Below are 21,828 nucleotides of genomic sequence, written 5' to 3' on the forward strand. Positions count from 1 at the left end.
CATGTCGCTTGCCCCTGCCCAGACGGCCGAGGTCGCCATCGAGGCGATCGACGTCAGCAAACGCTATGGCGCGGCCTATGCGCTTGCCGACGTCAACGTCTCGTGGCTTGCCGGCGACGTTCACGCCATTGCCGGCGAGAACGGGGCGGGCAAGTCGACGCTTGTCAAAATCATCTCCGGCGTCATCGGCGCCGGAGACTACGACGGCACCATCCGGATCGACGGCGAGCCGGTGCGCTTTGCCGGCGTGCGCGACGCGGAGCGCGCGGGGGTGTTCCTGGTTCCCCAGGAACTCAACATCGTCCCGGAGATCAGCGTCGCCGACTACCTGTATCTCAACCGCGAGCCGCAGCACCGCGGTGTCATCGACCTGCGCCAGCTTCTCGCCGATACGGCGCGCTGGCTGGAGACCTTCCGGCTACCGATATCGCCGCTCACCAAGATGGGCGAGTTGCGCTCCCACGAGCAGCAACTCGTCAGCATCGCCCGGGCGATGACGCAAGGCGTGCGGATCCTGATCCTCGACGAGCCGACGGCGAGCCTGACGGCGCAGGAGACCGAGCTTCTGTTCGAGCGCGTGCGCGCGTTCCGCGATCTCGGCGTGACGACGCTCTACATCTCCCATCGGTTGGCCGAATTCGAGGCCATCGCCGATGCCGTCACCGTCATGCGCGACGGGCGCATCGTCGATAATTTCCGCATTGCGGAGGAACCGCATCCGCCACAGCGGGTGGTGCGGGCGATGGTCGGGCGCGATCTCAGCGAGCTCTATCCGAAGGACACCCGCACGCCCGGCGATGTGCGTCTGTCGCTGGAGAACTGGACCGTCGGCAGCCCGGCGGCAAAGCGCCGGGACCCGGTGCGCGACGTCACGCTCTCGGTGCGCGGCGGCGAGGTCCTCGGCATCTTCGGGCTGGTCGGCTCCGGATCGTCGGACCTGGCCCGCTCGCTGTTCGGTGCCCACAAGGGCAAGGTGTCGGGCACGGTGAAGATCGGCGGCGATCCGGTGTTTCTGCGCACGCCGCGCGAGGCGATGGCCGTCGGCATCGCTTACCTGCCGAGCGACCGCAAGCGCGACGGCCTCGTCCAAGGCATGTCGGTGGCGGCGAACCTGACGCTCGCGTCCCTCGGCAACCTCGTCGACGGCGGCATGATCGACCGGCGCAGCGAGCTCACCTCGGTGCGCCAGTATGTCGATGCCCTGCGCATCAAGGTCGCCTCCGTGGAGCAGCCGGTCGGTGACCTCAGCGGCGGCAACCAGCAGAAGGTCGTTGCCGCGAAGTGGCTGCGGTCGAACCCGGACATCATCGTATTCGAAGAGCCGACGCGCGGCGTCGATGTCGGGGCGCGCGTCGAAATCTATAATCTCATCAATGATATAGCGCGGCAGGGCAAGGCCGTGATCATCGTCTCCACGGACCTGCCGGAGATCATCGGCATGTCCGACCGCGTGATCGCCATGCGCGACGGCACGGTCGCCGGCGAGTGGTCGTCCGGTCCGTTCCGGGAGGCCGATATCATGCTTGCCGCCGCCGGGTCCTCTGGGGTGTGAATGCCATGAGCCAAACGCAAATGTCGGTGGAAACCGGGAAGACGCCGGGTCCCGCGCGCGGCCTGATCGGGGCGCTGTCCGGGGCGCAGATGCGCTCGTTCAGCATGATCGCCATTCTCATCCTGGTCTGGCTCATCTTCCAGGTGCTGACCAACGGCATCTTCCTGACGCCGCGCAACCTGACCAATCTCAGCGGTCAGGTGGCGATCACCGCGATGCTGGCGGCCGGCGTCGTGCTGGTGATGGTACCCGCCAATATCGACCTGTCGGTCGGGGCCACGGTCTCGTTCTGCGCCGTCATCGCGGCGATGGCGTCCTCGCGCTACGGCCTGTCGGTGCCGGCGACGATCCTGGTGACGCTGGTCGTCGGTCTCATGATGGGTATCTGGCATGCCTTCTGGATCGCCATATTGAAGGTGCCCGCCTTCATCGTCACGCTGGCGAGCCTCCTTGCCGTCCGCGGCCTTGCCCTCGTCATCACGTCGAGCGAGACGATGGCGCCGGACGCCGATCTGCTGTTCATTTCCGATGCGATGCTGCCCGGCTGGATCAGCGCCATCGTCCTCGGCCTCCTGTGGGCCGGGCTCGCCGCGCTGCAGGTGAGGGAATACAACGCCCAGCGCGCGGCGGGCATTGCCGCTTCGGCGCTCTCCGTCATCGTCATTCCCGCCGTCTTCACCGGCATCCTCGCCGCGGCGACGGCCGCCGTTGCCATTGCCTATCGCGGGCTGCCGCTGCCGGTGCTGATCCTCCTCGGCGTCGTCATCGTTGCCGGCGCGATCCTCAGGCTGACGGCGTTCGGGCGGCGGCTCTATGCCATCGGCGGCAACCGCCAGGCGGCGGCGCTTGCCGGGATCAACATCACCGCCCAGACATTCCTGGTTTTCATGGGGATGGGACTTCTTTACGGTATCGCCGGCCTCGTCCTCGTCACCCGGCTCGCCAGCGCGCCTCCGAACGCCGGCACCGGCATGGAACTCAACGTCATTGCGGCTGCCGTGATCGGCGGGACGAGCCTCCTCGGCGGGCGCGGCACGGTGGCGGGCGCCGTCATCGGCGCGGTGCTCATGGAAAGCCTCAGCAACGGAATGGGACTGATGAACCTTCCCTCCGCCTACCAGTCGATCGCCGTCGGCCTCGTCCTCCTGGCAGCCGTCTATGCGGATATCCGCAGCCGCGGCAGGAGTGCGCTCGATGGCTGACAGCACCTGCCTGCTCGCCGTCGGCGGCGTCAACCGGCCGATCGACTATTTCGAACGGGCCGAAGGCACCGGCATTTCGATCTTCAGCCTCGACGAAGACACCGGGGCCTGGGCCTGCCTGTCGCAGACCGGCGACATCGACAACCCGACCTTCCTTGCGGTCGACCCTGCAGCCGGACGGGTCTTTGCGTCGAGTGAGGTGTGGGAGTGGAACGAGGGGCTGGTCTCGGCCTACAAGCTCGATCCGGCGACGGGCGCGCTCACCTACATCAACAAGCAGGTCGTGCCCGGCAGCCTGACGGCGCATCTGTGGCTCGACCGCTCCGGCCGCTACGTCCTTGCCACCAACTATTCGCACGAGACGCCGGGCGAACTGCCCGGCCAGGCGATGGCGGTGTTTCCGGTGCGCGAGGACGGCGGCCTTCTGCCGGCGAGCGCCAGCGTCAAGCACGAGGGCAGCGGGCCGAACCCGGATCGCCAGAGCTTTCCCCATCCGCACAGCGCCATTGCCTCGCCGGAGAACGACCTCATCAGCGTCGCCGACCTCGGCTGCGACCGGCTGTTCCACTACGCCTTCGATACCGTGGCCGGGACACTCACGCCGGCAGCAGACGCCGAGACCGTGTTGCCTCCCGGCGCGGGCCCGCGGCATTTTCTCTATGCGCCGGACGGCCGGCACCTTTACGTCATCACCGAACTCACCTCGGCCATCGTCGTCTATCGGCGCGAGGGCGGGCGGCTCGAAGGCCCCGTGTTCGAAATCTCCACGCTGCCGGAAGACGTTTCCGGCGAAAGCCAGTGCGCCGACATTCAGGTCAGCGCCGATGGCCGCTTCCTCTACGGCTCCAACCGCGGCCACGACAGCATCGCCTGCTTTTCCGTCGACCGGGAGAGCGGGGCTCTGGAAGCCATCGGCCACGCGCCCTGCGGCGGGACAACCCCGCGCAACTTCGCCATCACGCCGAGCGGGCGCCACATGGTCGTTGCCAACCAGGACAGCGACAGCATTGCGGTCTTCGCGATCGACCCGGAAACGGGTCTTTTGAGCGATACCGGCTGGAGGCTCCCCGTCGGCAGCCCGACCTGCGTCAAGGCGTTCGTGCCGAAGGGCTGAGTTCGCGCGTCAAATCCTCACCGAGAGCTTGAATGCGGGCGCGGCATGTGTGTGACCACACGGCCGCGCCCGTTGCTTTTTGAGCTGCCGGCGGCGGGATGGGCGGGGCTCGATCCGTCGGGGCTTGTGCGCTTTTCCGCAGCCCCGTCGGCGCCGCGGTCCATACCGAAATCCCGTAACCGAGCCCATTCCCAGGACCTTCCGTCGCTGCTCGGCGCCAAAATTTTGGGCGCGTTCAAAATTTGTGCTTGAAATTGGTATACCGGTCAGCCAGCATACCGGTCATGGACAATCCTTTCGAATTCGAGCGGGACCGCGCCTACCACCGGCTGATCGATCTGATCTTTTCGGCCAAGCTCGATCCGGCAAAGCCGCTTTCGGAACGCAAGCTCGCCGAGCGCCTCGATATGGGCCGGATGCCGGTCCGCGAGGCGCTGCGCCAGCTCGAGCGGGAAGGGGTGGTCGAGGTCAAGCCCGCGCGCGGCACCTTCGTGCGACAGTTGACGAGCGAGGATCTCGTCGACACCTACCGGGTCCGCGCAGCGCTGGAATGCCTCGGCTCGGAGCTTGCCGCCAAGAACGGCGTGACGCCGGCGCTGAAGGCCCATGGCAGCACGCTGCGCATGATGGCGCAGGACAGCAGCGCCTTCACCACACGGGAAATCGACGACGCGGGCACCGTCTTCCACGAGCGCCTGATGGATGCCTCCGGCAGCGCCGCCCTCTGCGAAAGCGTGCGCCTCCTGCGCATGCGCTCGCGCCTCGTCTTCCACCTGCCGCGCTACTACGACCATGACCTCGCGCGGGAGACCCTGCAGGAACACATCGCCATTCTGGAAGCCGTCGAGAACCGGCACTCGCAGCACGCTTCCGAACTGATGGCCGCGCATCTCAGCCGCGGTCTGGACCTCCGCATCAAGCTGGAGGCCGCCTCGGGGCGGGACCGCCGGGAACGCCCCGAACACATGTCACCGAAGGAGACAACACAATGAAATTATCCTCCAGCATGCACCTTGGGGCGCTTGCCCTTCTGGCGGCAGCCGCCCTGCCGCAGGCCGCTTCGGCGTCCACCCTTGAGAACGTGAAGGCCGCCGACGTCGTCACCTGCGCCGTCAACGGCAGCCGCCCGGGCTTTTCCTCCGTCGACGGCAAGGGCGCCTGGCACGGCCTCGACGTCGATACCTGCCGGGCCGTTGCCGCCGCCGTCCTCGGCGATGCCAACAAGGTCAAGTTCCTGAAGACCAACAACCAGACGCGGCTGACCGCGCTGCAGACCGGCGAGGTCGACATGACCGTCGCCAACACGACCTGGACGCGCTCGCGCGATACCGACCTCGGCCTCGATTTCATGCCGCCGACCTTCTATGACGGCCAGGGCCTGATGCTGGCCAAGTCGCTCGGCGTTTCCAAGGTGGCCGAACTCGACGGCGCCAGCGTCTGCGTGCGTCCGAGCTCGACCTCGGAGCGCGTCGTCGGCGACATCCAGAAGAAGTACAACATCTCCATGAAGCTGGTCGTCCTTGAGGACCAGAAGGAGATCAACACCGCCTTCTTCGGCGGCCGCTGCGACGTCGCCGTGCAGTCGACCTCCGGCCTCAGCTCGACCCGCGCCTCGGTCGCCCCGAACCCGGACGATTACGTCATCCTGTCGGAGATCTTCGGCAAGGACCCGATGGGTCCGGTGGTGCGCCAGGACGATCCGCAATGGCGCGATATCGTCACCTGGACCGTCTACACCCTGTTCCAGGCCGAAGAGAGCGGCGTGACCTCTGAGAACGTCGACCAGATGAAGGCGGAGAGCCAGGATCCGGCCGTCCGTCGCCTGCTCGGCGTCGACCAGGCCGGTGGCGATGGCCTCGGCCTCACCCCCGACTGGGCCTACAACGTCGTCAAGCAGGTCGGCAATTACGGCGAGGTCTATGAGCGCAATGTGGGCATGGGCTCGCCGCTGAAGCTGCCGCGCGGCTACAACGCGCAGTACACGGATGGCGGGCTGATCTATTCGCCGCCGCTGTGAGCAACGGCCAATAATCGGGAGGCGGGGAAAGTCCCCGCTTCCCTCCTTGCCGGGGCGGGGATGCCGCCCCTTTCGTCTGCCGCATGCGTCTCGCCGGGGATATGCTCTCCGGTGTCTGGCTGAACGATCGATCCTGGTCCCATGAAATCCCCTGTCGTCCAATCCCGGTCCGAGCGGCGCACCGCTCCCGCCGCGCCGCTCTGGCGGAGCGCCCGGGTGCGCGGCATCGCCTGGCAGGTGCTGCTGCTCGCCGCCGTCATCGGGACGATTGCCTGGATGGCCGTCAACGCCATGCGCGCGCTCGACGAGCGGGGGATGACGTCGGGCCTCGACTTCCTCTTCTCCGGCACCTCGTTTCCGCTCGGCGAGGGGTTCTTCTCCTTCACGCAAGGAGAGACCTATCTGAGGGCCTTCCTCGTCGGCATCGGCAACACGGTGGTGCTGTCATTCCTCGGCATTGTCTCGGCGACGCTGCTCGGCGGCGCCATCGGCATCGCGCGGCTGTCGCAGAACGGCCTCATCTCCGGCGTTGCCGGCGGCTATGTGCTCCTCTTCCGCAACAGCCCGCAGCTCGTCCAGATCGTCTTCTGGTACACCTTCTTCACGTTGCTGCCGGCGCCGCGCGGTTCCTGGGAGATCGGCCTCGGCATCTTTGCCTCCAACCGCGGCCTCACGCTGCCGGCACCGGAGCGGACCGACGTCTTCCTGTGGTGCCTTTTGGCATTCGCCGTCGGCGTCCTCACCTCGCTTGTTGCCGGGCGCATTGCCGACCATAGAAGGCGGCGCACCGGACAACGCCGGCGCTGGGCGTTCTGGGCGCGGGTGCTGCCGCCCTTCGGCTTTCCGCTCGTGCTCTGGGGCCTTTTCGGGGCGCCGGCGACCTGGTCGGTGCCGGAGCTCGCCGGCTTCAATTTCCGCGGCGGCGTGATCCTGTCGCCAGAGTTCCTGGCGATCTATTTCGGCCTCACCTTCTACATCGCCGCCTTCATCGCGGAGATCGTCCGCGGCGGCCTCAGGAGCGTCGAAGACGGCCAGATGGAGGCCTCCAGGGCGATCGGGCTCGGCGGGGCGGACATGTACCGCAAGGTCATCGTCCCCCAGGCGCTGCGCGCGATCATCCCGCCGCTCTCGGCGCAATATGTCAGCCTTCTGAAGAACAGCTCGCTCGCGGTTGCTGTTGGCTATCCGGACCTTTTCAGCGTTTCCAACACGCTGCTTACCTACAGCGGGCGAACGATCGAGGTGCTCTCGATCATGGCGCTCGTCTACCTGACGATCTCGCTCTTCGTCGGCGCGCTCAGCAATCTTGCCAACCACTATGTCCAGATCCCGGAGCGCTGAGATGGAGCATCGCCCGGCCTCCTTCGCCGTTCCGACGGCCTCCGACAGCCGGCCGCCGCCGCATGGCCGGCGCGGCGTCCTTGCCCGGCTCCATGCCCGCTATTTCGGCTCGATCGCGGACGGGGTGATCACTGTCGTCATCGGCCTGCCGCTGCTGCTGATGGCATGGTTCTTCCTCAAATGGGCGCTGTTCGATGCGGTCTGGGTGGCGCCCGAGGGTGCGGCCTGCCGGGAGGCCGCCGGCGCCTGCTGGGCCGTCGTTTCGGAAAAATACCGCGTCATCCTCTTCGGCACCTATCCGTTCGAGGAGCAGTGGCGCGGGTTCGCGACAATCGCGCTCTGGCTCGGCTGGGGCTTGGCCTCCGCGTGGCGCCGCGTTCCGCTCGCGGTCCGGCTCTGGGGCTGGGTCCTTGTCGCCGCCGTCACCGCCCTCCTGATGCGCGGCGGGGTATTCGGTCTAACCTTCGTTAGCACCGACGACTGGGGCGGCCTGCCGCTCACCTTCCTGGTCTTTGCCGGAACGGTCGCCGGCGGCGTGCCGCTCGCCATCCTGCTGGCGCTGGGGCGCCGCTCCGGCCTTCCGATCATGGCGGGCCTGTGCGTCGCCATCATCGAGGGCGTGCGCGGCATTCCGCTGCTGGTGGTGCTGTTCTTTGCCGCCCTGATCCTGCCCCTGTTCCTGCCGCCCGAGCTCACCGTCGACAAGCTCTTGCGGGCCGAGATCGGCATGATCATCTTCTTTGCCGCCTATGCCGCTGAGGTCATTCGCGGCGGCCTGCAGGCCATTCCCGCCGGCCAGGAGGAGGCGGCCAAGGCGCTCGGCATGCCGTACTGGACCCGCATGCGCAAGATCGTGCTGCCGCAGGCGCTGTCCGTTGCCCTGCCGGCGCTCTTCAACGACATCATCCGCGCCTTCAAGAACACCACCTTCTTCAGCATCCTCGGCCTCTTCGACGTGCTCGGCGCGACCAAGGCGGCGCTGCAGGACCCGGTCTGGGTGCGCTACGGCCTTGAGGGCTATCTCTTCGTCTTCCTGGTCTATCTGGTGTTCTGCCTCGGGCTCACCTTCCACGGCCGGGAGATGGAAAAGAACGCTTGGCGGCGGCTGGGGAGGGGAGAGGCATGAGCGATCCGGCAACGCCGTCCCCCATGGTCGAGATGACCGCCCTCAACAAATGGTTCGGCACCCACCATGTGCTGCGCGATATCACGCTCGGTCTTGCGCCCGGCGAAAAGATGGTGCTGTGCGGCCCGTCCGGCTCCGGCAAGTCGACGCTGATCCGCTGCGTCAACGGGCTTGAATCCTTTCAGGAGGGCACGCTGCGCGTCGGGCCGACCGTCATGGACGGATCGCGCGAGGCCCTTGCCGCGGTGCGCCGGGCGACCGGCATGGTGTTCCAGCACTTCAACCTGTTTCCGCATCTGACGGTGATGGACAACCTGACGCTCGGGCCGATCTACACGCGCGGCGAGCCGGAGGATTCGGCGATTACGCGGGCGAAACCGCTACTGGAACGCGTCCTCCTCACCTCCGAGACCTGGAAATATCCCGGCCAGCTTTCCGGCGGCCAGCGCCAGCGGGTGGCGATCGCCCGCGCGCTGATGCTGGAGCCGGAGGTCATGCTGTTCGACGAGCCGACGTCTGCCCTCGATCCGGAAATGATCCACGAGGTTCTCGACGTCATGGAGGACCTCGCCGCCGACGGCCAGTCGATGATCGTGGTCACCCACGAGATGGGGTTCGCCAATCGCGTCGCCGATCTGGTCGTGTTCATGGATGCGGGCGAGATCGTCGAGGCGGCACCGCCCGATGCGTTCTTTTCCGCGCCTGAAACGGACCGCGCGAAGACGTTCGTCGGCCATATCGCCCGTGAAGGAGACTAATCGATGAATGCGCATTCGCGCCCCGCAGGCACCCCCGACTGGGAGGCGCTGCGCGGCGACTTTCCCGCCACCGCGTCCGTGACCTATCTCGATATCGCCCGCAAGGCGCTGTCGCCGGTCGTCGCCGCGGAGGCGGCGGCAAGCTGGTTCGCCGACATCGCGTCCTCCGCGGCGGGAGCCCGGTCGTTCTCCATGGACGAGGTGGAAAAGACCCGCATCGCGGTGGCCCGGACCTTCGGCGCCGATCCGGAGCGGATCGCCCTCGTCAAGAACACCTCCGAGGTCGTCAACATCGTCGCCCACGGGCTCGACTGGCGCGAGGGCGACAACGTCGTCATCTCCGGCGCCGAACACGAGAACAACACCTTTCCCTGGCGGCCGCTGTCCGCCAGGGGCATCGAGACACGGATCGTGCCCGAGCGCCCCGATGGGACGGTCTCGGAAGATGATCTCATCGCGGCGATGGACGCCCGCACACGGGTGCTTTCTGTCGCCTGGGTGACGTACGGTATCGGCCAGCGGATGGACCTCGATCTCCTGGCCGAGGCCTGCCGGGAGCGCGGCGTCCTGATGCTGGTCGATGCCATCCAGGCGCTCGGCGTCCTCGACCGGCGGCTCGATGCCCTCGGCGCCCATGTGGTCGGGGCGGGCGGCCACAAGGCACAGCTTTCCGTAGCGGGAGCCGGGCTGATGTACATCACGCCGGAGGTCCTCGACCAGGTGCGCCCGGTCTATATGTCGAAATTCAGCTTCGACACCCTCGACCGTACCGTCGCCGATCCGGCCCCGGCGCCGGGCGCGCGGCGCTTCGAGTACGGCAATCCGAATTTTCTGGGCACGGCGATCCAGCGTGAGGCCGCCGCCTATATCGGCGCCATCGGCCTTGCCGCCATCGAGGCGCGCATCCGGCACCTGACGACGCTCCTCATCGAGGAGGTGCAGGGGATCGGGCTCACCGTCCGCACGCCTCTCGACTGGGGTCGGCGGGCAGGCATCGTCAGTATCGACCTCGGCGGCCCGTCTTCTGATGCCGTCGAGGCCGCGCTTGCCGCCGATGGCGTGCGCGTCGCCTCCAAGGACGGGCACCTGCGCGCCGCCGCCCATTTCTACAACAACGAAGACGACGTGCGCCGGTTCGCCGACCGGCTCCGCGTCCACCTCAAGGGATCCTGAGACCGTGCCAGACTTCACCATCGACCTTGTTTCCGACACCTCCACGCGCCCCTCCAAGGATATGCTGGCGGCGATGGCGGCGGCGCCGACCGGCGACGAGCAGCGGGACGAGGATCCGACGACGCTGGCGCTCTGCGAAGAGGTCGCGGACTATCTCGGCAAGGAAGCGGCGCTGTTCCTGCCGTCGGGCACGATGTGCAATCTGATCGCATTCCTCGTCCATTGCCGGCCGGGCGACGAGATCATCTGCGCGTCGAACGCCCATGTCTTCGGATCGGAAGGCGGCGGGGCCGCGGCCGTTGCCGGCACCCAGTTCCGCACCATCCTGACGCCTGACGGCATCTTTTCCGGTGCCGACGTTGCCGCCCTTGCCCGGCCGCTCCGGCATCGCTCGCCGCGCAGCCGGCTGGTCTCGGTGGAGCAGACGACCAATCGCGGCGGCGGTGCCGTCTGGCCGGTCGACATGCTGGCCGACGTTGCTGGGGCAGCAAAGGAGGCGGGTCTCATCGTCCATATGGACGGCGCGCGCCTGCCCAACGCGGCGATCGCCTCCGGCCGGCCGGCCGCGGAGCACGCGGCCACGGTGGATACGGTCTGGATCGATTTTTCCAAGGGGCTCGGCTGTCCCGTCGGCGGCGCGCTTGCCGGCTCCAGGGATTTCATCGAGGCCGCCTGGACCTGGAAGCACCGGCTCGGCGGCGCCATGCGCCAGTCGGGTGTTCTTGCCGCAGCGGGACGCTACGCCCTCAAGCACAATATCGAGCGGCTCGCCGAGGACCACGCCAACGCCGCCGCGCTCGCCGCGGGGATTGAAGACATCCCGGGCCTTGAGATCTTTCCGCAAACGCCTGAGACGAACATTTTCTTCCTGAATGTCGGCGGCACGGGGAAAACGGCGCCGGAGATCGCGGCGCGGATGGCCGAAGAGGGCCTGCGGCTCGGCGTCGAAAACCCGACCCGCATGCGCGCCGTCACCCATCTCGACGTCGATCGCGCCGGGATCGAGCTGGCGATCGGCATCATCCGCCGGGCCATCAGCGGTTAGGCATTCTCCGCGCCCGGCGCAGCCGCGCAAGGTCGCCAACGCCGAGGAAGGCCATGGTCGTCGCAAGGTCGGCGGCAAGGAGGTCCAGGCATTCGGCCGCGCCGGCCTCGCCCGCCGCGGCAAGGCCGTAGAGCGGCAGCCGCCCGACCATCACCGCATCGGCGCCGAGGGCGAGGTATCTGGCGACGTCGCCGCCGCTTTGGATGCCGCTGTCGGCGATGATGCCGATTTTTTCTCCGACCGCCTCGACGATTTCCGGGAGGACTTCCGCCGGCGTTACCGCAAGGTCGAGGTTGCGGCCGCCATGGGCGGAGACGACGATGGCAACGATCTCGCGGTCCCGCGCTTTTTCCGCCTCGGCCTTCGACAGGATGCCCTTCAGGATGATCTTTCCGGGCCAGCGCCGGCGCAGTTCGTCAATGTCGTCCCAGCCGAGGGCCTGGTCGAGCCGGACATCTTCGGCGACGGCATTGCGGGTGAGGGACGAGCGGAATTCGGGCGGATAATGCCCGTAGGTGGGAATGCCGCCTTCCAGCACGTAGCGCAGCATCACCGAAAGGGTCCAGCGCGGATGGGTCGCAAGGTCCCACGCCAGCGGCAGCGAGGCGCGCACGGGCACGCCGAAGCCGTTCTTCTGGTTATAGCGCCGGATCGGGGCGGCCGGCGTGTCCGAGGTCACCACCAGCGTGTCGACGCCGGTCTCCCGGACCCGGTCGAGGAGCCGCCAGGTGAGGTCGCGATTGCGGAACATGTAGAGCTGGAACCAGAGCCGCGCATCGGGCGCGGCGGCGCGGATGTCCTCGATCGGCGTGATCGACTGGGTGGAAACGCAGAACGGCATGCCGAGACGTGCCGCGGCGCGGGCGAGTTTCGCCTCGCCGTCATGGGTCACGAGGCCGGCGAGCGCGGTCGGGGCGACGATGAGGGGCGTCTTGAGGTCCGTCCCCATGAGGCTGGCCGAAACGTTGCGCGGGGCAGGGCCGGCAAGGGAGTCCGGGACGAGGCGGACGGCGTCGAGGTGCCGGCGGATGGTGGCGAGCGCCAGCTCGGCCTCCGTGCCGCGGTCGATATACTCGAACAGGCCGCGCGGCAGGCGAGACTTTGCCCTGCGGCGGCACTCGGCAAAATCCAGGGCGGCGGGCATGGCGGTTCAGCTCAGTTGCTGATGACCCAGATGACCTCGGCCGGCTCCGGCCCTTCCGACGTCCAGACATAGCCGCCGCTGGCGTCGTAATAGATCGAGTCGCCCTCGTTCAGGGTCAGCGGCTCGTAGATCTGGCTGTGGATGACCACGGTGCCCTTCAGGACATAGACGAAGATGTCGGCATCGTTGTTCGGCCAGGCCTTGTACTCGTCGACGGAGCGGGCGAGGACCCTGGTGTGGATCGGGACCATCCGCTTGTGCTTCAGGTCGGCGCACAAAAGGGTGTTGTCGCAGGTGCCGGTGTTGTGGGCGTTGCCGCTGCCGGCCCGCGAGATGCTGCGGCAGCCGGACAATGCCAGCGCGGGCTGCTCTTCGACTTCCGCCAGCAGGCTCAAGAGGTCGATGCCGAAGCCGCGCGAGATGCGCTGGATGGTGGCGATGGTCGGCGACAGCTCGTTGCGCTCGACCTTGGAAAGGGTGGAGGCGGAGACGGTGGTCGCCCTTGCGGCCTCCTGCAGTGTCCAGCCGCGCTCCTTGCGCAGGGCATAGAGCTTGGCGCCGACATCGACGGAGGGATCGGCCGCATCGCCGTCATTCAGGTCGGCCGCCGGCCTCGTTTTCACTTCGCTGTCCATCGGACCCTCTAAACCCCGTTCTCGCCGCCTTTGCCGCCCGCGATCGTCCGTTCGCGCGGCGACCGTCTCGCGGATGCCATCCCGCACACTCGGTCCTCGTTCCCCGGACTGTCCGGGCTATCGCCGGTGGCTGTAGCGCAGTTTTCGCGAACAATCCAGATCGCGATAATACGCCAAATTTTTCCTATAGTAGAAAAAATTTCGTTTCATGTTGACTCAATCGGCATCAAGGATACGATACCAAATGTCACAACAACCATAAGCACCAAATCCAGAGGTTCGACAGCGCCAAGGACCAAACGGGCCGTTGGATCGGGAACCAACCGCGGGGCAGGCGGCAGACGCCGGGAAAGCCCCGTGCCGAAAGGAGCTACTTCATGAACGTCTTCAGCAAGCTCAAGGCCGGTGCGGCGGCTGCCGTCATTGGCGTCAGCCTTGCCTGTGCAGCGGGCGCCCAGGCCGAAACCATCGTCAAGATCGCCACCGTCGACGGCGAGGGCGATCTCCTGAAGAACCCCTATTGGGCCTATACGGAAGTGTTCGGCACCATCCTGTCGAACCAGACCGGCGGCCGCTACACGGTTCAGGTGTTCCCGAACGGCCAGCTCGGCGACCTTGAATCCCTGCTCGAGCAGAACATCCGCGGCACGATCCAGATCGCTGCGGGCCTGTCCACCGGCCACCTGGCGGCCTACTACCCGCCGGTCCAGGTGCTCGACATGCCCTACGCATTTCCGAACCTGGAAATCGCCCGCAAGGTGCTCGACGGCGAATTCGGCCAGAATCTCTCCGACAAGATTGCCGCCGAGGCCGGCGTGCGCGTCCTCAGCTACATGCCGTCCGCGTTCCGCAACTTCTCCAACTCCGTGCGTCCGATCCATACCCCGGCGGACATGGAGGGGCTGAAGATGCGCACCCAGTCGATCCCGGTGCATCTGGAACTGGTGAAGGCGCTCGGCGCCTCGGCAACGCCGATCGCCTGGGCCGAACTCTACAACGCCCTGCAGACCGGCGTCGTCGACGGCCAGGAGAATGCGCCCTACACGATGCTGCTCGCCAACCTGCAGGAAGTGCAGAAGTACTACACCCTCGACCATCACCTGACGAACATTCCGATCGTCACGATCAACGAGGAATTCTATCAGGGCCTCAGCGACGCCGATAAGAAGGCGTTCGACTTTGCGGCGCGGCAGGCGACGTTCGCCATGCTCGGCATTATCACCGCCAAGGAGTCCCAGGACCTGAAGGTGATCCGCGACGCGGGCATCGAGATCTACCAGCCGACGCCGGAAGAGTTCCAGCTCTTCGTCAAGGCGACCAAGGCGCCGGTCGCCGCGGTCCTGAAGGACATCGTCGGCCAGGACCTCCTCGACGAGCTCGACGCGGCGGTCGAAAAGGCCTCGGCCGAGTAAGGGCAGCGTTCCGCGATCCCTCGCCGGCGGGCGTTCCGCCGGCGGCCCGCTTCAATAAGTCCGCCAGCATGCATATCCCAAAGGACGGGGCGGAGACGGGGCTATAATCCCCTCCGCTCCGTCCGACAGGCCTTCGCTGCCCGATCGCTTTTCGGCCGGGACGAGGCGCGGTGCATTGGCCAAGACATCCAGCGGAAAGGTCTGACATGTTGAAGGGTATCGAAGCATTCGGAGACCGCCTGGCTTTCGTTACCTCGGTCGCCTCGCGGCTGATGCTGCTGGCGGTGGTGACGATGCTCTTCGTCCAGGTCTGCCTGCGCTACATCTTCAACTTCTCCCTGACCTGGCCGGAAGAGGCCTCGCGCTACCTGATGATCTGGGTGGTGATGCTGTCGGGCAGCCTTCTCGTCAAGGACGAGCAGCTCGTCTGCGTCGACTTCTTCGACCGGTTCTGGCCGCGCCGCATCCTTGCCTATCGCAACGCCCTGTTCCGGCTGCTGCTCGCCGGCCTCCTCGGCATCATGCTGTGGAAGGGGCTGGACGCCGCCGACTTCGGCTGGCGGCGGACGTCGCCGGCGCTGCACCTTTCCTGGTTCTGGATCTACCTCGCGATTCCGGTCGGCAGTGCGCTGATGCTGTTCCACATGGTGGTGCTGGCGCTGCGCGACCTCGTCCGGGGCGCCTCGTCCGACCAGGAAATCTCCCTCATCCGCGCCGAGATGTGAGGCCGCCATGGATCCGACACTCCTCATCATCATCGGCCTCCTCATCGGCCTGATGTTCCTCGGCAGCCCGGTGATCTTCGCCATCGGCTTTGCCGGGCTCTCTTACTTCTTCATCAAGCCGGGCATGAGCTCCATGCTCGATGTCTACGTCCACAAGTTCTTTACCGGCATGGACGTCTTCATCTGGCTGTCGATCCCGCTCTTCGTCATCGCCGGCGAAATCATGACCTCGATCGGCATGACCGACCGGCTGGTCGGCTTCTCCAGGCTCCTCGTCGGGCGCCTTCGCGGCGGCATCGCCTATGTCAACGTCGTCGGCTCGATGATGTTCTCCGGCGTCTCCGGCTCCGCGCTCGCCGACATCTCGGCGATGGGCCCGGTCGAGATCGACATGATGAAGAAGGACGGCTACGACCGCGACTTCGCCGCCGCGCTGACCGTCTCCTCGGCGATCCAGGGGCCGATCATCCCGCCGTCGATCCCGCTGATCATCTTTTCCAGCCTCACGAACACATCCGTTGCCGCGCTGTTCCTGGCCGGCGCCGTGCCCGGCATGATGCTCGGCCTGGCGCAGATGGTGCTGATCTTCTTCCTGGCGCGCCGCCACGGCTTTCCGCGCAATCCGGTGCCGGGGCTCAACTTCGCCGTCGCCTTGCGCATCGTGTTCGATGCGTTCTGGGCGCTGTTCATGCCGGTGATCATCATCGGCGGCATCGTCGGCGGCGTCTTCACCGCGACGGAAGCCGCCGCGATCGCCGTGTTCTACGCCCTCTTCGTCGGCGTGCTGGCCTATCGGAACCTGACGCTGAAGGCGTTCTGGGGCATCCTCGACCGCGCGGCGCGGACCTCCGCCTCCGTCTATCTGATCGTCGGCTTTGCCACGGTGATCAGCTGGGTGTTCGCGAGCGAACGGGTGCCCTCGGACCTGTCGGCGCTGGTCCAGGGGCTCGACATGCAGCCCTGGATGCTGCTGCTCCTTCTCAACGTCTTCTTCCTCTTCAACGGGCTGTGGATCAGCGATTCCGTCCAGCTCCTGCTGTTTGCGCCGCTGTTCACGCCGATCGTCGTCGCCATGGGCGTCGACCCCATCCATTTCGGTGTGATCATGGTCGTCAACGTGATGATCGGCCTGATGACGCCACCCTTCGGCATGGCGCTCTATCTCGGCTCGGCGATCAGCCGGGTGCCACTCGGCAAGATCGTCTGGCGCAGCCTGCCGTTCCTGGCATCGAACCTCATCGTCCTGATGATCGTCACCTATGTTCCCGCCGTTTCGCTGACCCTCCCAAGGCTGTTCGGCTTCATCGACTGATCCAGCAATGCAAGAGAGACCCATGACCCTATCAATGACCGATCTTTCCGGCCTGTTCACGGCCATCGTTACGCCCTTCACGCCGGACCGCACGCTCGACAAGGCGGCGCTGACGAAGCTCGTGGAATTCCAGGTCGCCTCCGGCGCCTCGGGCATCGTCCCGATCGGCGGCACGGGCGAATACACCGCGCTCTCGCGCCAGGAGCGGGCGGAGATGGTGGCCGTGTGCGTTGAGGCCGCCGGCGGCAAGCCGGTGATCCCGGGCGTGCTGTCGACCGGGTTCGAGGACGCCGTGGAGGCGGGCAAGGATTTCAAGAAGGCCGGCGCCGCGGGCCTGATGCCGGTGACGCCCTATTACGCGACCGGTCCCCAGGAGGGCATGCGGGCCTATTTCAAGAACTACCGCGATGCGGTCGACCTGCCGCTGGTGCTCTACCAGATCCCGCGCCGGACCAATGTGGAGCTGAAGGCCGAGACCGTGCAGGCACTCGCCGAGGACGGGGTCGCCATCGGCATCAAGTACTCCAACTACGACATGCCGGAGTTCCTGAAGACCATCAAGTTCGCCGGCGACAAGATGTCGGTGCTGAGCGGCGAGGAGCCGCTGTTCGCCACCCATGTGGCGCTCGGCGCCCGCGGCGGCGTGCTGGCCACCGCCACCATCTATCCTGAGCGTTGGATCAAGGTTTTCGAAATCGCCCGTCAGGGCAAGCTCGCCGAGGCCGTTGCGGCGAGCCGCGAGCTCGACATGCTGATCGACGTGGTGTTCCGCGAGACCAATCCGGGCCCGTTGAAGAAATACATGGAGATCGTCGGCATGCCGGTCGGCAGCGTCCGTCTGCCGCTCACCGATCCGAGCGAGGAGACGGTCGCCCTCCTGAAGGAGACCGCGCAACTCCTCAGCGCGGCCGAGGCCGCGTAAGGAGCCCGGCATGTCGACCCCGTCACCTTCCTTAGCGCTGAGCGAACCGTCGTCGCTGGTCGCCGAGTTGCAGGCGTTGCTCGGGCCCAAGGGCCTGATCACCGATCCGGCAGAGATGGAGCCCTTCGTCGTCGACTGGCGCGGGCGCAAGCGCGGTCAGGCCCTCGGCGTCGCACTGCCGGCGACGACGATGGAGGTGAGCGCCGCGGTCCGCCTGGCGACCGCGGCCGGGGTCCCGGTGTTCCCCCAGGGCGGCAATACCGGCCTTTGCTACGGCGCGGTGCCCGGCAGCGGCGGGCCCGGCAACGCGCCGGGTCTCGTCATTGCCCTCAACCGCATGAACAAGGTCCGCGAGATCGACAGGACCGCCAATCTGATGACCGTCGATGCCGGCGTCATCCTTGCCAACGCGCACGAAGAGGCGGCGGCCGTCGGGCGCCAGGTGCCGATGTATCTCGGCAGCGAGGGCAGCGCCCAGATCGGCGGACTGATCTCGACCAATGCCGGGGGCACCGGCGTCGTGCGCTACGGCCCGATGCGCGATCTCGTCGCCGGCGTGGAGGTCGTCCTTGCCGACGGCCGGGTGCTGTCGGACCTCGCGGGCCTGAAAAAGAACAACACCGGCTACGACCTCAAGCACTGCTTCGTCGGTGCCGAAGGTACGCTCGGTATCGTGACTGGCGCGGCCCTCAGGATGTTCCCGGAACTGCGCTCCGAGGCCAATGCCTGGGTTTCAGTGAAGGATCCGGCCGATGCGCTGACCCTCCTCAGCCGTCTGCAGGACGACTGCGATCCGTACATTCAGGCCTTCGAACTGCTGTCGGCGAGCGAGGTCGACATCGCCTTTCGGCATGTGCCGGGCCTCCGGCTGCCGTTCGAGACGACGCCCGTCTGGAACCTGATGATCGAGCTCGGCAGCCCGGACGGCGATCTGGACCTCCATGCCCGGTTCGAGAGCTTCCTTGCCGCGGCCTATGAGGACGGGCTGGTGGAGGACGGATTCCTCGCCCAGAGCAAGGCGCAGGCGGAAGAAATCTGGCGCGTCCGGCACAGCCTGTCGGAGGCGAACAAGAAGGAAGGCGTCGGCGTCGTCCTCGATATCTCGATCCGCAATTCGCGGGTCGCCGAATTCATCGGTCGTGCCGACCGGATCGCCGCAGAGAGCTTCCCCGAGGCCGAGGTCGTTGTGGTCTCCCATCTCGGTGACGGCAACGTGCACTACATCCTGATGTTCCCGCACGACTACTGGCAGGGGCTCGGCTCCGAAGACGCGCGCGACGCCAAGGCCGACGAGGTCATGGTCGCGTTCCACGACGTCGCCGCAGCCCTTGGCGGCTCGTTCAGCGCCGAGCACGGCGTCGGGCGCAAGCTGACCGGCGAGCTGCAGCGCCTTTGCGATCCGCTGCGCTATGAGATGATGAAGCGGATGAAGGCCGCGTTCGATCCCGGCAATCTGATGAACCCGGGTGTGCTTTTCGGCGACTAGCGGCCCGCCGGCAGGGCGGGTTTCGGCAGCGCGTGTTGGACGAGGAAAAATGAACAACGACCCGCTTCTTGAACCCTTTCAACTCAAGCACCTGACCCTCAAGAACCGGATCATGACGACGGCCCACGAGCCGGCCTATCCGGAAGACGGCATGCCGAAGGACCGCTACGTCGCCTATCACGAAGAGCGGGCGAGGGCGGGCCTGGCGCTTGCCATGACCGCGGGCTCGGCCGCCGTCAGCCGCGACAGCCCGCCGGTCTTCAACAACATCCTTGCCTATAAGGACGAGGTGGTCCCGTGGACCAAGCGGCTCACCGACGCCTGCCACGAGCATGGCTGCGCGGTGATGATCCAGATCACCCATCTCGGCCGGCGCACGGGCTGGGCCAAGGGCGACTGGCTGCCCTCCGTCTCCTCCTCAAAGCACCGCGAACCGGCGCACCGGGCCTTCCCCAAGCTCGCCGAGGACTGGGACATCGAGCGCATCATCGCCGATTTTGCCGATGCGGCGGAACGCATGAAGGCGGGCGGCATGGACGGCATCGAGCTGCAGGTCTACGGCCATCTCCTGGACCAGTTCTGGTCACCGCTGACCAACGACCTCGACGGACCCTATGGCGGGGCGAGCCTCGACAGCCGCATGAAGATGCCGATGGACGTGCTGAAGGCCGTGCGTGACCGGGTCGGCGACGACTTCATCGTCGGCGTGCGCTACACCGCCGACGAGACCGAGGCCGGCGGCATCGATGCGGAAGAGGGGATCGAGATCTCCAAGCGGCTCGCCGACAGCGGCATGGTCGACTTCCTCAACGTCATCCGCGGGCGTATCCATACCGACCCGACGATGACCGACGTCATCCCGGTGCAGGGCATGAAGAATGCGCCGCACCTCGATTTCGCTGGCGCGGTCAAGGCCGCAACCGGCATGCCGACCTTCCATGCCGCCAAGATCCCGGACGTCGCCACCGCGCGCCATGCGGTTGCCTCCGGGCTCCTCGACATGGTCGGCATGACCCGGGCCCATATGGCCGACCCGCATGTGGTCAGGAAGATCATGGCTGGTCGCGAGGAGGACATCCGGCCTTGCGTCGGCGCCACCTACTGCCTCGACCGCATCTACCAGGCGGGGGAGGCGCTCTGCATCCACAATCCGGCGACCGGGCGCGAGCTGACCATGCCGCACGACATCGCGCCGGCCGATACAACGAAGAAGGTGGTCATCGTCGGCGCCGGGCCGGCCGGCCTGGAAGCGGCGCGGGTCGCCGCGGAGCGCGGCCACGAGGTCACCGTCTTTGAGGTCCAGCCCCATGCCGGCGGACAGGTCCGGCTGACGGCGCAGAACCCGCGCCGCCGCGAGATGCTGTCGATCATCGACTGGCGGCTGGCGCAGTGTGAGGCCAAGGGCGTCACGTTCCGCTTCAATACCTGGGCGGAGGCGAACGACGTCACGGCGCTCGAGCCCGACGTCGTCATCGTCGCGACCGGCGGGCTGCCGAATGTCGAGCTTTACGAGAGCGGCCAGGAACAGAACCTCGTGGTGACGAGCTGGGACATCATTGCCGGCGACGTCAAGCCGGCGGCGAACGTCCTCATCTATGACGAGAGCGGCGACCATCCGGGGCTGATGGCGGCCGAGGTCGCGGCCAATGCCGGCTCCACCGTCGAGGTGATGACGCCGGACCGGGTGTTCGCGCCGGACATCATGGGCATGAACCTCGTGCCTTACATGCGCGCGCTGCAGGACAAGGACGTCACCTTCACCGTCACGCGGCGGCTCCTCGGCGTTGCCCGCGACGGCAACCGGCTGAAGGCCACCATCGGCACCGACTACAGCGATTTCACCAGCGAAAAGCTCTACGACCAGGTGGTGGTCAATTACGGCACGCTGCCGCTCGCCGACCTCTATTTCGAGCTGAAGCCGCTGTCGCTGAACGCCGGCGCCGTCGACTACGGCGACCTCATTGCCGGCCGGCCGCAGACGGTCCGGCGTAATCCGGACGGCGGCTTCATGCTGTTCCGCATCGGCGATGCGGTCAGCGCCCGCAACACCCACGCGGCGATCTACGACGCCCTCAGGCTGATGAAGGATATTTGATGCGGATCGGAATCATCGGAACCGGCACGATCGCCTCGGCAGTGGTGCGCGGCATCGTCGCCGACGGCCACGAATTCACCGTCTCGGAGCGCAACGCCGACACTGCGGCGGCGCTCGCGGCCGCCTTCGACAATGTGACGGTGGCATCGAACCAGGGCGTCATCGACGCCAGCGACGTCGTCTTCCTCGGCATGAGGGGCAATGTCGCACCTGGCGTTCTCAAGGACCTGACCTTTCGCGCCGACCAGCGCGTCGTCTCCTTGATGGTCGGCTTGAGCCTGGAAGAGATCGCCGATCTCGTTGCGCCGGCAAGTGCCGACGCGCTGATGATCCCGTTCACGTTCATCGCCCATGGCGGCTCGCCGATCCTCGCCTTTCCGGAATCGGCGCTGCTCGACGCGTTGTTCGGCCACAGCAACACCGTCATCGCGATGCCGGATGCGGCGGCTTTCAACCACTATCTCGCCGCCCAGGCGCTGCTGTCGCCAGTGCTCAAGGAAATTCAGGTGGCGAGCGACTGGCTCGGCGCGCGCACGGGCGATCCGGCGGCCGCGGAAACCTTCCTGCGACTGCTGATCGGCGGCGGCCTCACCGCCGATCCGCTCGATATGCCGGGCGTCATCGCCCGCATGATCGGCGAACTCTCAACGCCCAGCGGCTATAATGCCCGGCTCCGCGAGCATATGGGCGAGGCCGGCGTCTACGACGCACTGATCGCCGGGCTCGACCGGCTGGAACGGCCGGACGGTTCCTGACGGCGCCGCCGCTG

19 protein-coding genes are annotated in these 21,828 nt (G+C 66.7%); 17 read left to right on the forward strand and 2 right to left on the reverse strand.

The features are described from left to right. Position 1: 1 nt before the first annotated feature. From M2319_RS14135 to M2319_RS14180, 10 genes are all read left to right on the forward strand, one after another. The gene (locus M2319_RS14135) at positions 2 to 1,552 is read left to right on the forward strand and encodes a sugar ABC transporter ATP-binding protein (protein WP_264602112.1); all 1,551 of its coding nucleotides are present in this window, start codon (positions 2 to 4) and stop codon (positions 1,550 to 1,552) included. A 5-nt stretch (positions 1,553 to 1,557) separates the two neighbouring features. Beyond that, positions 1,558 to 2,754: a sugar ABC transporter permease gene (locus M2319_RS14140; protein ID WP_264602113.1), complete on the forward strand. Its 1,197-nt coding sequence runs from the start codon at positions 1,558 to 1,560 to the stop codon at positions 2,752 to 2,754. Continuing rightward, positions 2,747 to 3,868: a lactonase family protein gene (locus M2319_RS14145; RefSeq protein ID WP_264602114.1), complete on the forward strand. Its 1,122-nt coding sequence runs from the start codon at positions 2,747 to 2,749 to the stop codon at positions 3,866 to 3,868. Before M2319_RS14140 ends, M2319_RS14145 begins: the two co-directional genes overlap by 8 nt. A 284-nt stretch (positions 3,869 to 4,152) precedes the next feature. Continuing rightward, complete coding sequence (locus M2319_RS14150; protein ID WP_264602115.1) at positions 4,153 to 4,860, forward strand: GntR family transcriptional regulator; 708 nt, start codon at positions 4,153 to 4,155, stop codon at positions 4,858 to 4,860. Continuing rightward, a complete protein-coding gene (locus M2319_RS14155) occupies positions 4,857 to 5,885 on the forward strand; it encodes an amino acid ABC transporter substrate-binding protein (RefSeq protein WP_406682128.1) in 1,029 nt (342 codons plus the stop codon). The genes M2319_RS14150 and M2319_RS14155 overlap by 4 nt, the downstream gene beginning before the upstream one ends. A 141-nt stretch (positions 5,886 to 6,026) precedes the next feature. Beyond that, positions 6,027 to 7,226 (forward strand): amino acid ABC transporter permease, encoded by a 1,200-nt coding sequence (locus tag M2319_RS14160; RefSeq protein ID WP_264602116.1) that lies wholly within the window; start codon positions 6,027 to 6,029, stop codon positions 7,224 to 7,226. 1 nt (position 7,227) lies between these two features. Then, positions 7,228 to 8,352: an amino acid ABC transporter permease gene (locus M2319_RS14165; protein WP_264602117.1), complete on the forward strand. Its 1,125-nt coding sequence runs from the start codon at positions 7,228 to 7,230 to the stop codon at positions 8,350 to 8,352. Then, on the forward strand, positions 8,349 to 9,110 hold the full coding sequence (locus M2319_RS14170) for an amino acid ABC transporter ATP-binding protein (protein ID WP_319801785.1): 762 nt from the start codon (positions 8,349 to 8,351) through the stop codon (positions 9,108 to 9,110). Before M2319_RS14165 ends, M2319_RS14170 begins: the two co-directional genes overlap by 4 nt. A 3-nt stretch (positions 9,111 to 9,113) precedes the next feature. Continuing rightward, positions 9,114 to 10,283, forward strand: a complete 1,170-nt coding sequence (locus M2319_RS14175) for an aminotransferase class V-fold PLP-dependent enzyme (RefSeq protein ID WP_264602118.1) — start codon at positions 9,114 to 9,116, stop codon at positions 10,281 to 10,283. 4 nt (positions 10,284 to 10,287) lie between these two features. Continuing rightward, on the forward strand, positions 10,288 to 11,328 hold the full coding sequence (locus M2319_RS14180; protein ID WP_264602119.1) for a threonine aldolase family protein: 1,041 nt from the start codon (positions 10,288 to 10,290) through the stop codon (positions 11,326 to 11,328). Here the strand turns inward: M2319_RS14180 and M2319_RS14185 are convergent. Together M2319_RS14185 and M2319_RS14190 are read right to left on the reverse strand one after the other, a co-directional pair. Further along, the gene (locus M2319_RS14185; RefSeq protein ID WP_264602120.1) at positions 11,318 to 12,472 is read right to left on the reverse strand and encodes an alpha-hydroxy acid oxidase; all 1,155 of its coding nucleotides are present in this window, start codon (positions 12,470 to 12,472) and stop codon (positions 11,318 to 11,320) included. The genes M2319_RS14180 and M2319_RS14185 overlap by 11 nt on opposite strands. An 11-nt stretch (positions 12,473 to 12,483) precedes the next feature. Next, complete coding sequence (locus M2319_RS14190; RefSeq protein ID WP_264602121.1) at positions 12,484 to 13,095, reverse strand: helix-turn-helix domain-containing protein; 612 nt, start codon at positions 13,093 to 13,095, stop codon at positions 12,484 to 12,486. Between the two features lie 389 nt (positions 13,096 to 13,484). Between M2319_RS14190 and M2319_RS14195 the strand changes: the two genes are divergently transcribed. The 7 genes from M2319_RS14195 (at position 13,485) to M2319_RS14225 (ending at position 21,814) form a co-directional block, all read left to right on the forward strand. After that, a complete protein-coding gene (locus tag M2319_RS14195) occupies positions 13,485 to 14,519 on the forward strand; it encodes a TRAP transporter substrate-binding protein (RefSeq protein ID WP_264602122.1) in 1,035 nt (344 codons plus the stop codon). A gap of 206 nt (positions 14,520 to 14,725) precedes the next feature. Beyond that, entirely contained in the window at positions 14,726 to 15,244 is a 519-nt protein-coding gene (locus M2319_RS14200) for a TRAP transporter small permease (RefSeq protein WP_264602123.1), read from the forward strand. 7 nt (positions 15,245 to 15,251) lie between these two features. Then, on the forward strand, positions 15,252 to 16,556 hold the full coding sequence (locus M2319_RS14205; protein ID WP_264602124.1) for a TRAP transporter large permease: 1,305 nt from the start codon (positions 15,252 to 15,254) through the stop codon (positions 16,554 to 16,556). A gap of 22 nt (positions 16,557 to 16,578) precedes the next feature. After that, positions 16,579 to 17,478, forward strand: a complete 900-nt coding sequence (gene dapA, locus M2319_RS14210) for a 4-hydroxy-tetrahydrodipicolinate synthase (protein ID WP_264602125.1) — start codon at positions 16,579 to 16,581, stop codon at positions 17,476 to 17,478. 10 nt (positions 17,479 to 17,488) lie between these two features. Beyond that, positions 17,489 to 18,964 (forward strand): FAD-binding oxidoreductase, encoded by a 1,476-nt coding sequence (locus tag M2319_RS14215; protein WP_264602126.1) that lies wholly within the window; start codon positions 17,489 to 17,491, stop codon positions 18,962 to 18,964. Positions 18,965 to 19,013: 49 nt separating this feature from the next. Further along, the gene (locus M2319_RS14220; protein ID WP_264602127.1) at positions 19,014 to 21,059 is read left to right on the forward strand and encodes an NADH:flavin oxidoreductase; all 2,046 of its coding nucleotides are present in this window, start codon (positions 19,014 to 19,016) and stop codon (positions 21,057 to 21,059) included. Then, a complete protein-coding gene (locus M2319_RS14225) occupies positions 21,059 to 21,814 on the forward strand; it encodes an NAD(P)-binding domain-containing protein (protein ID WP_264602128.1) in 756 nt (251 codons plus the stop codon). The genes M2319_RS14220 and M2319_RS14225 overlap by 1 nt, the downstream gene beginning before the upstream one ends. The last annotated feature ends 14 nt before the right edge of the window (positions 21,815 to 21,828 follow it).

Origin of the sequence: Rhodobium gokarnense (assembly GCF_025961475.1) — a bacterium.
Lineage (GTDB): Bacteria > Pseudomonadota > Alphaproteobacteria > Rhizobiales > Rhodobiaceae > Rhodobium > Rhodobium gokarnense.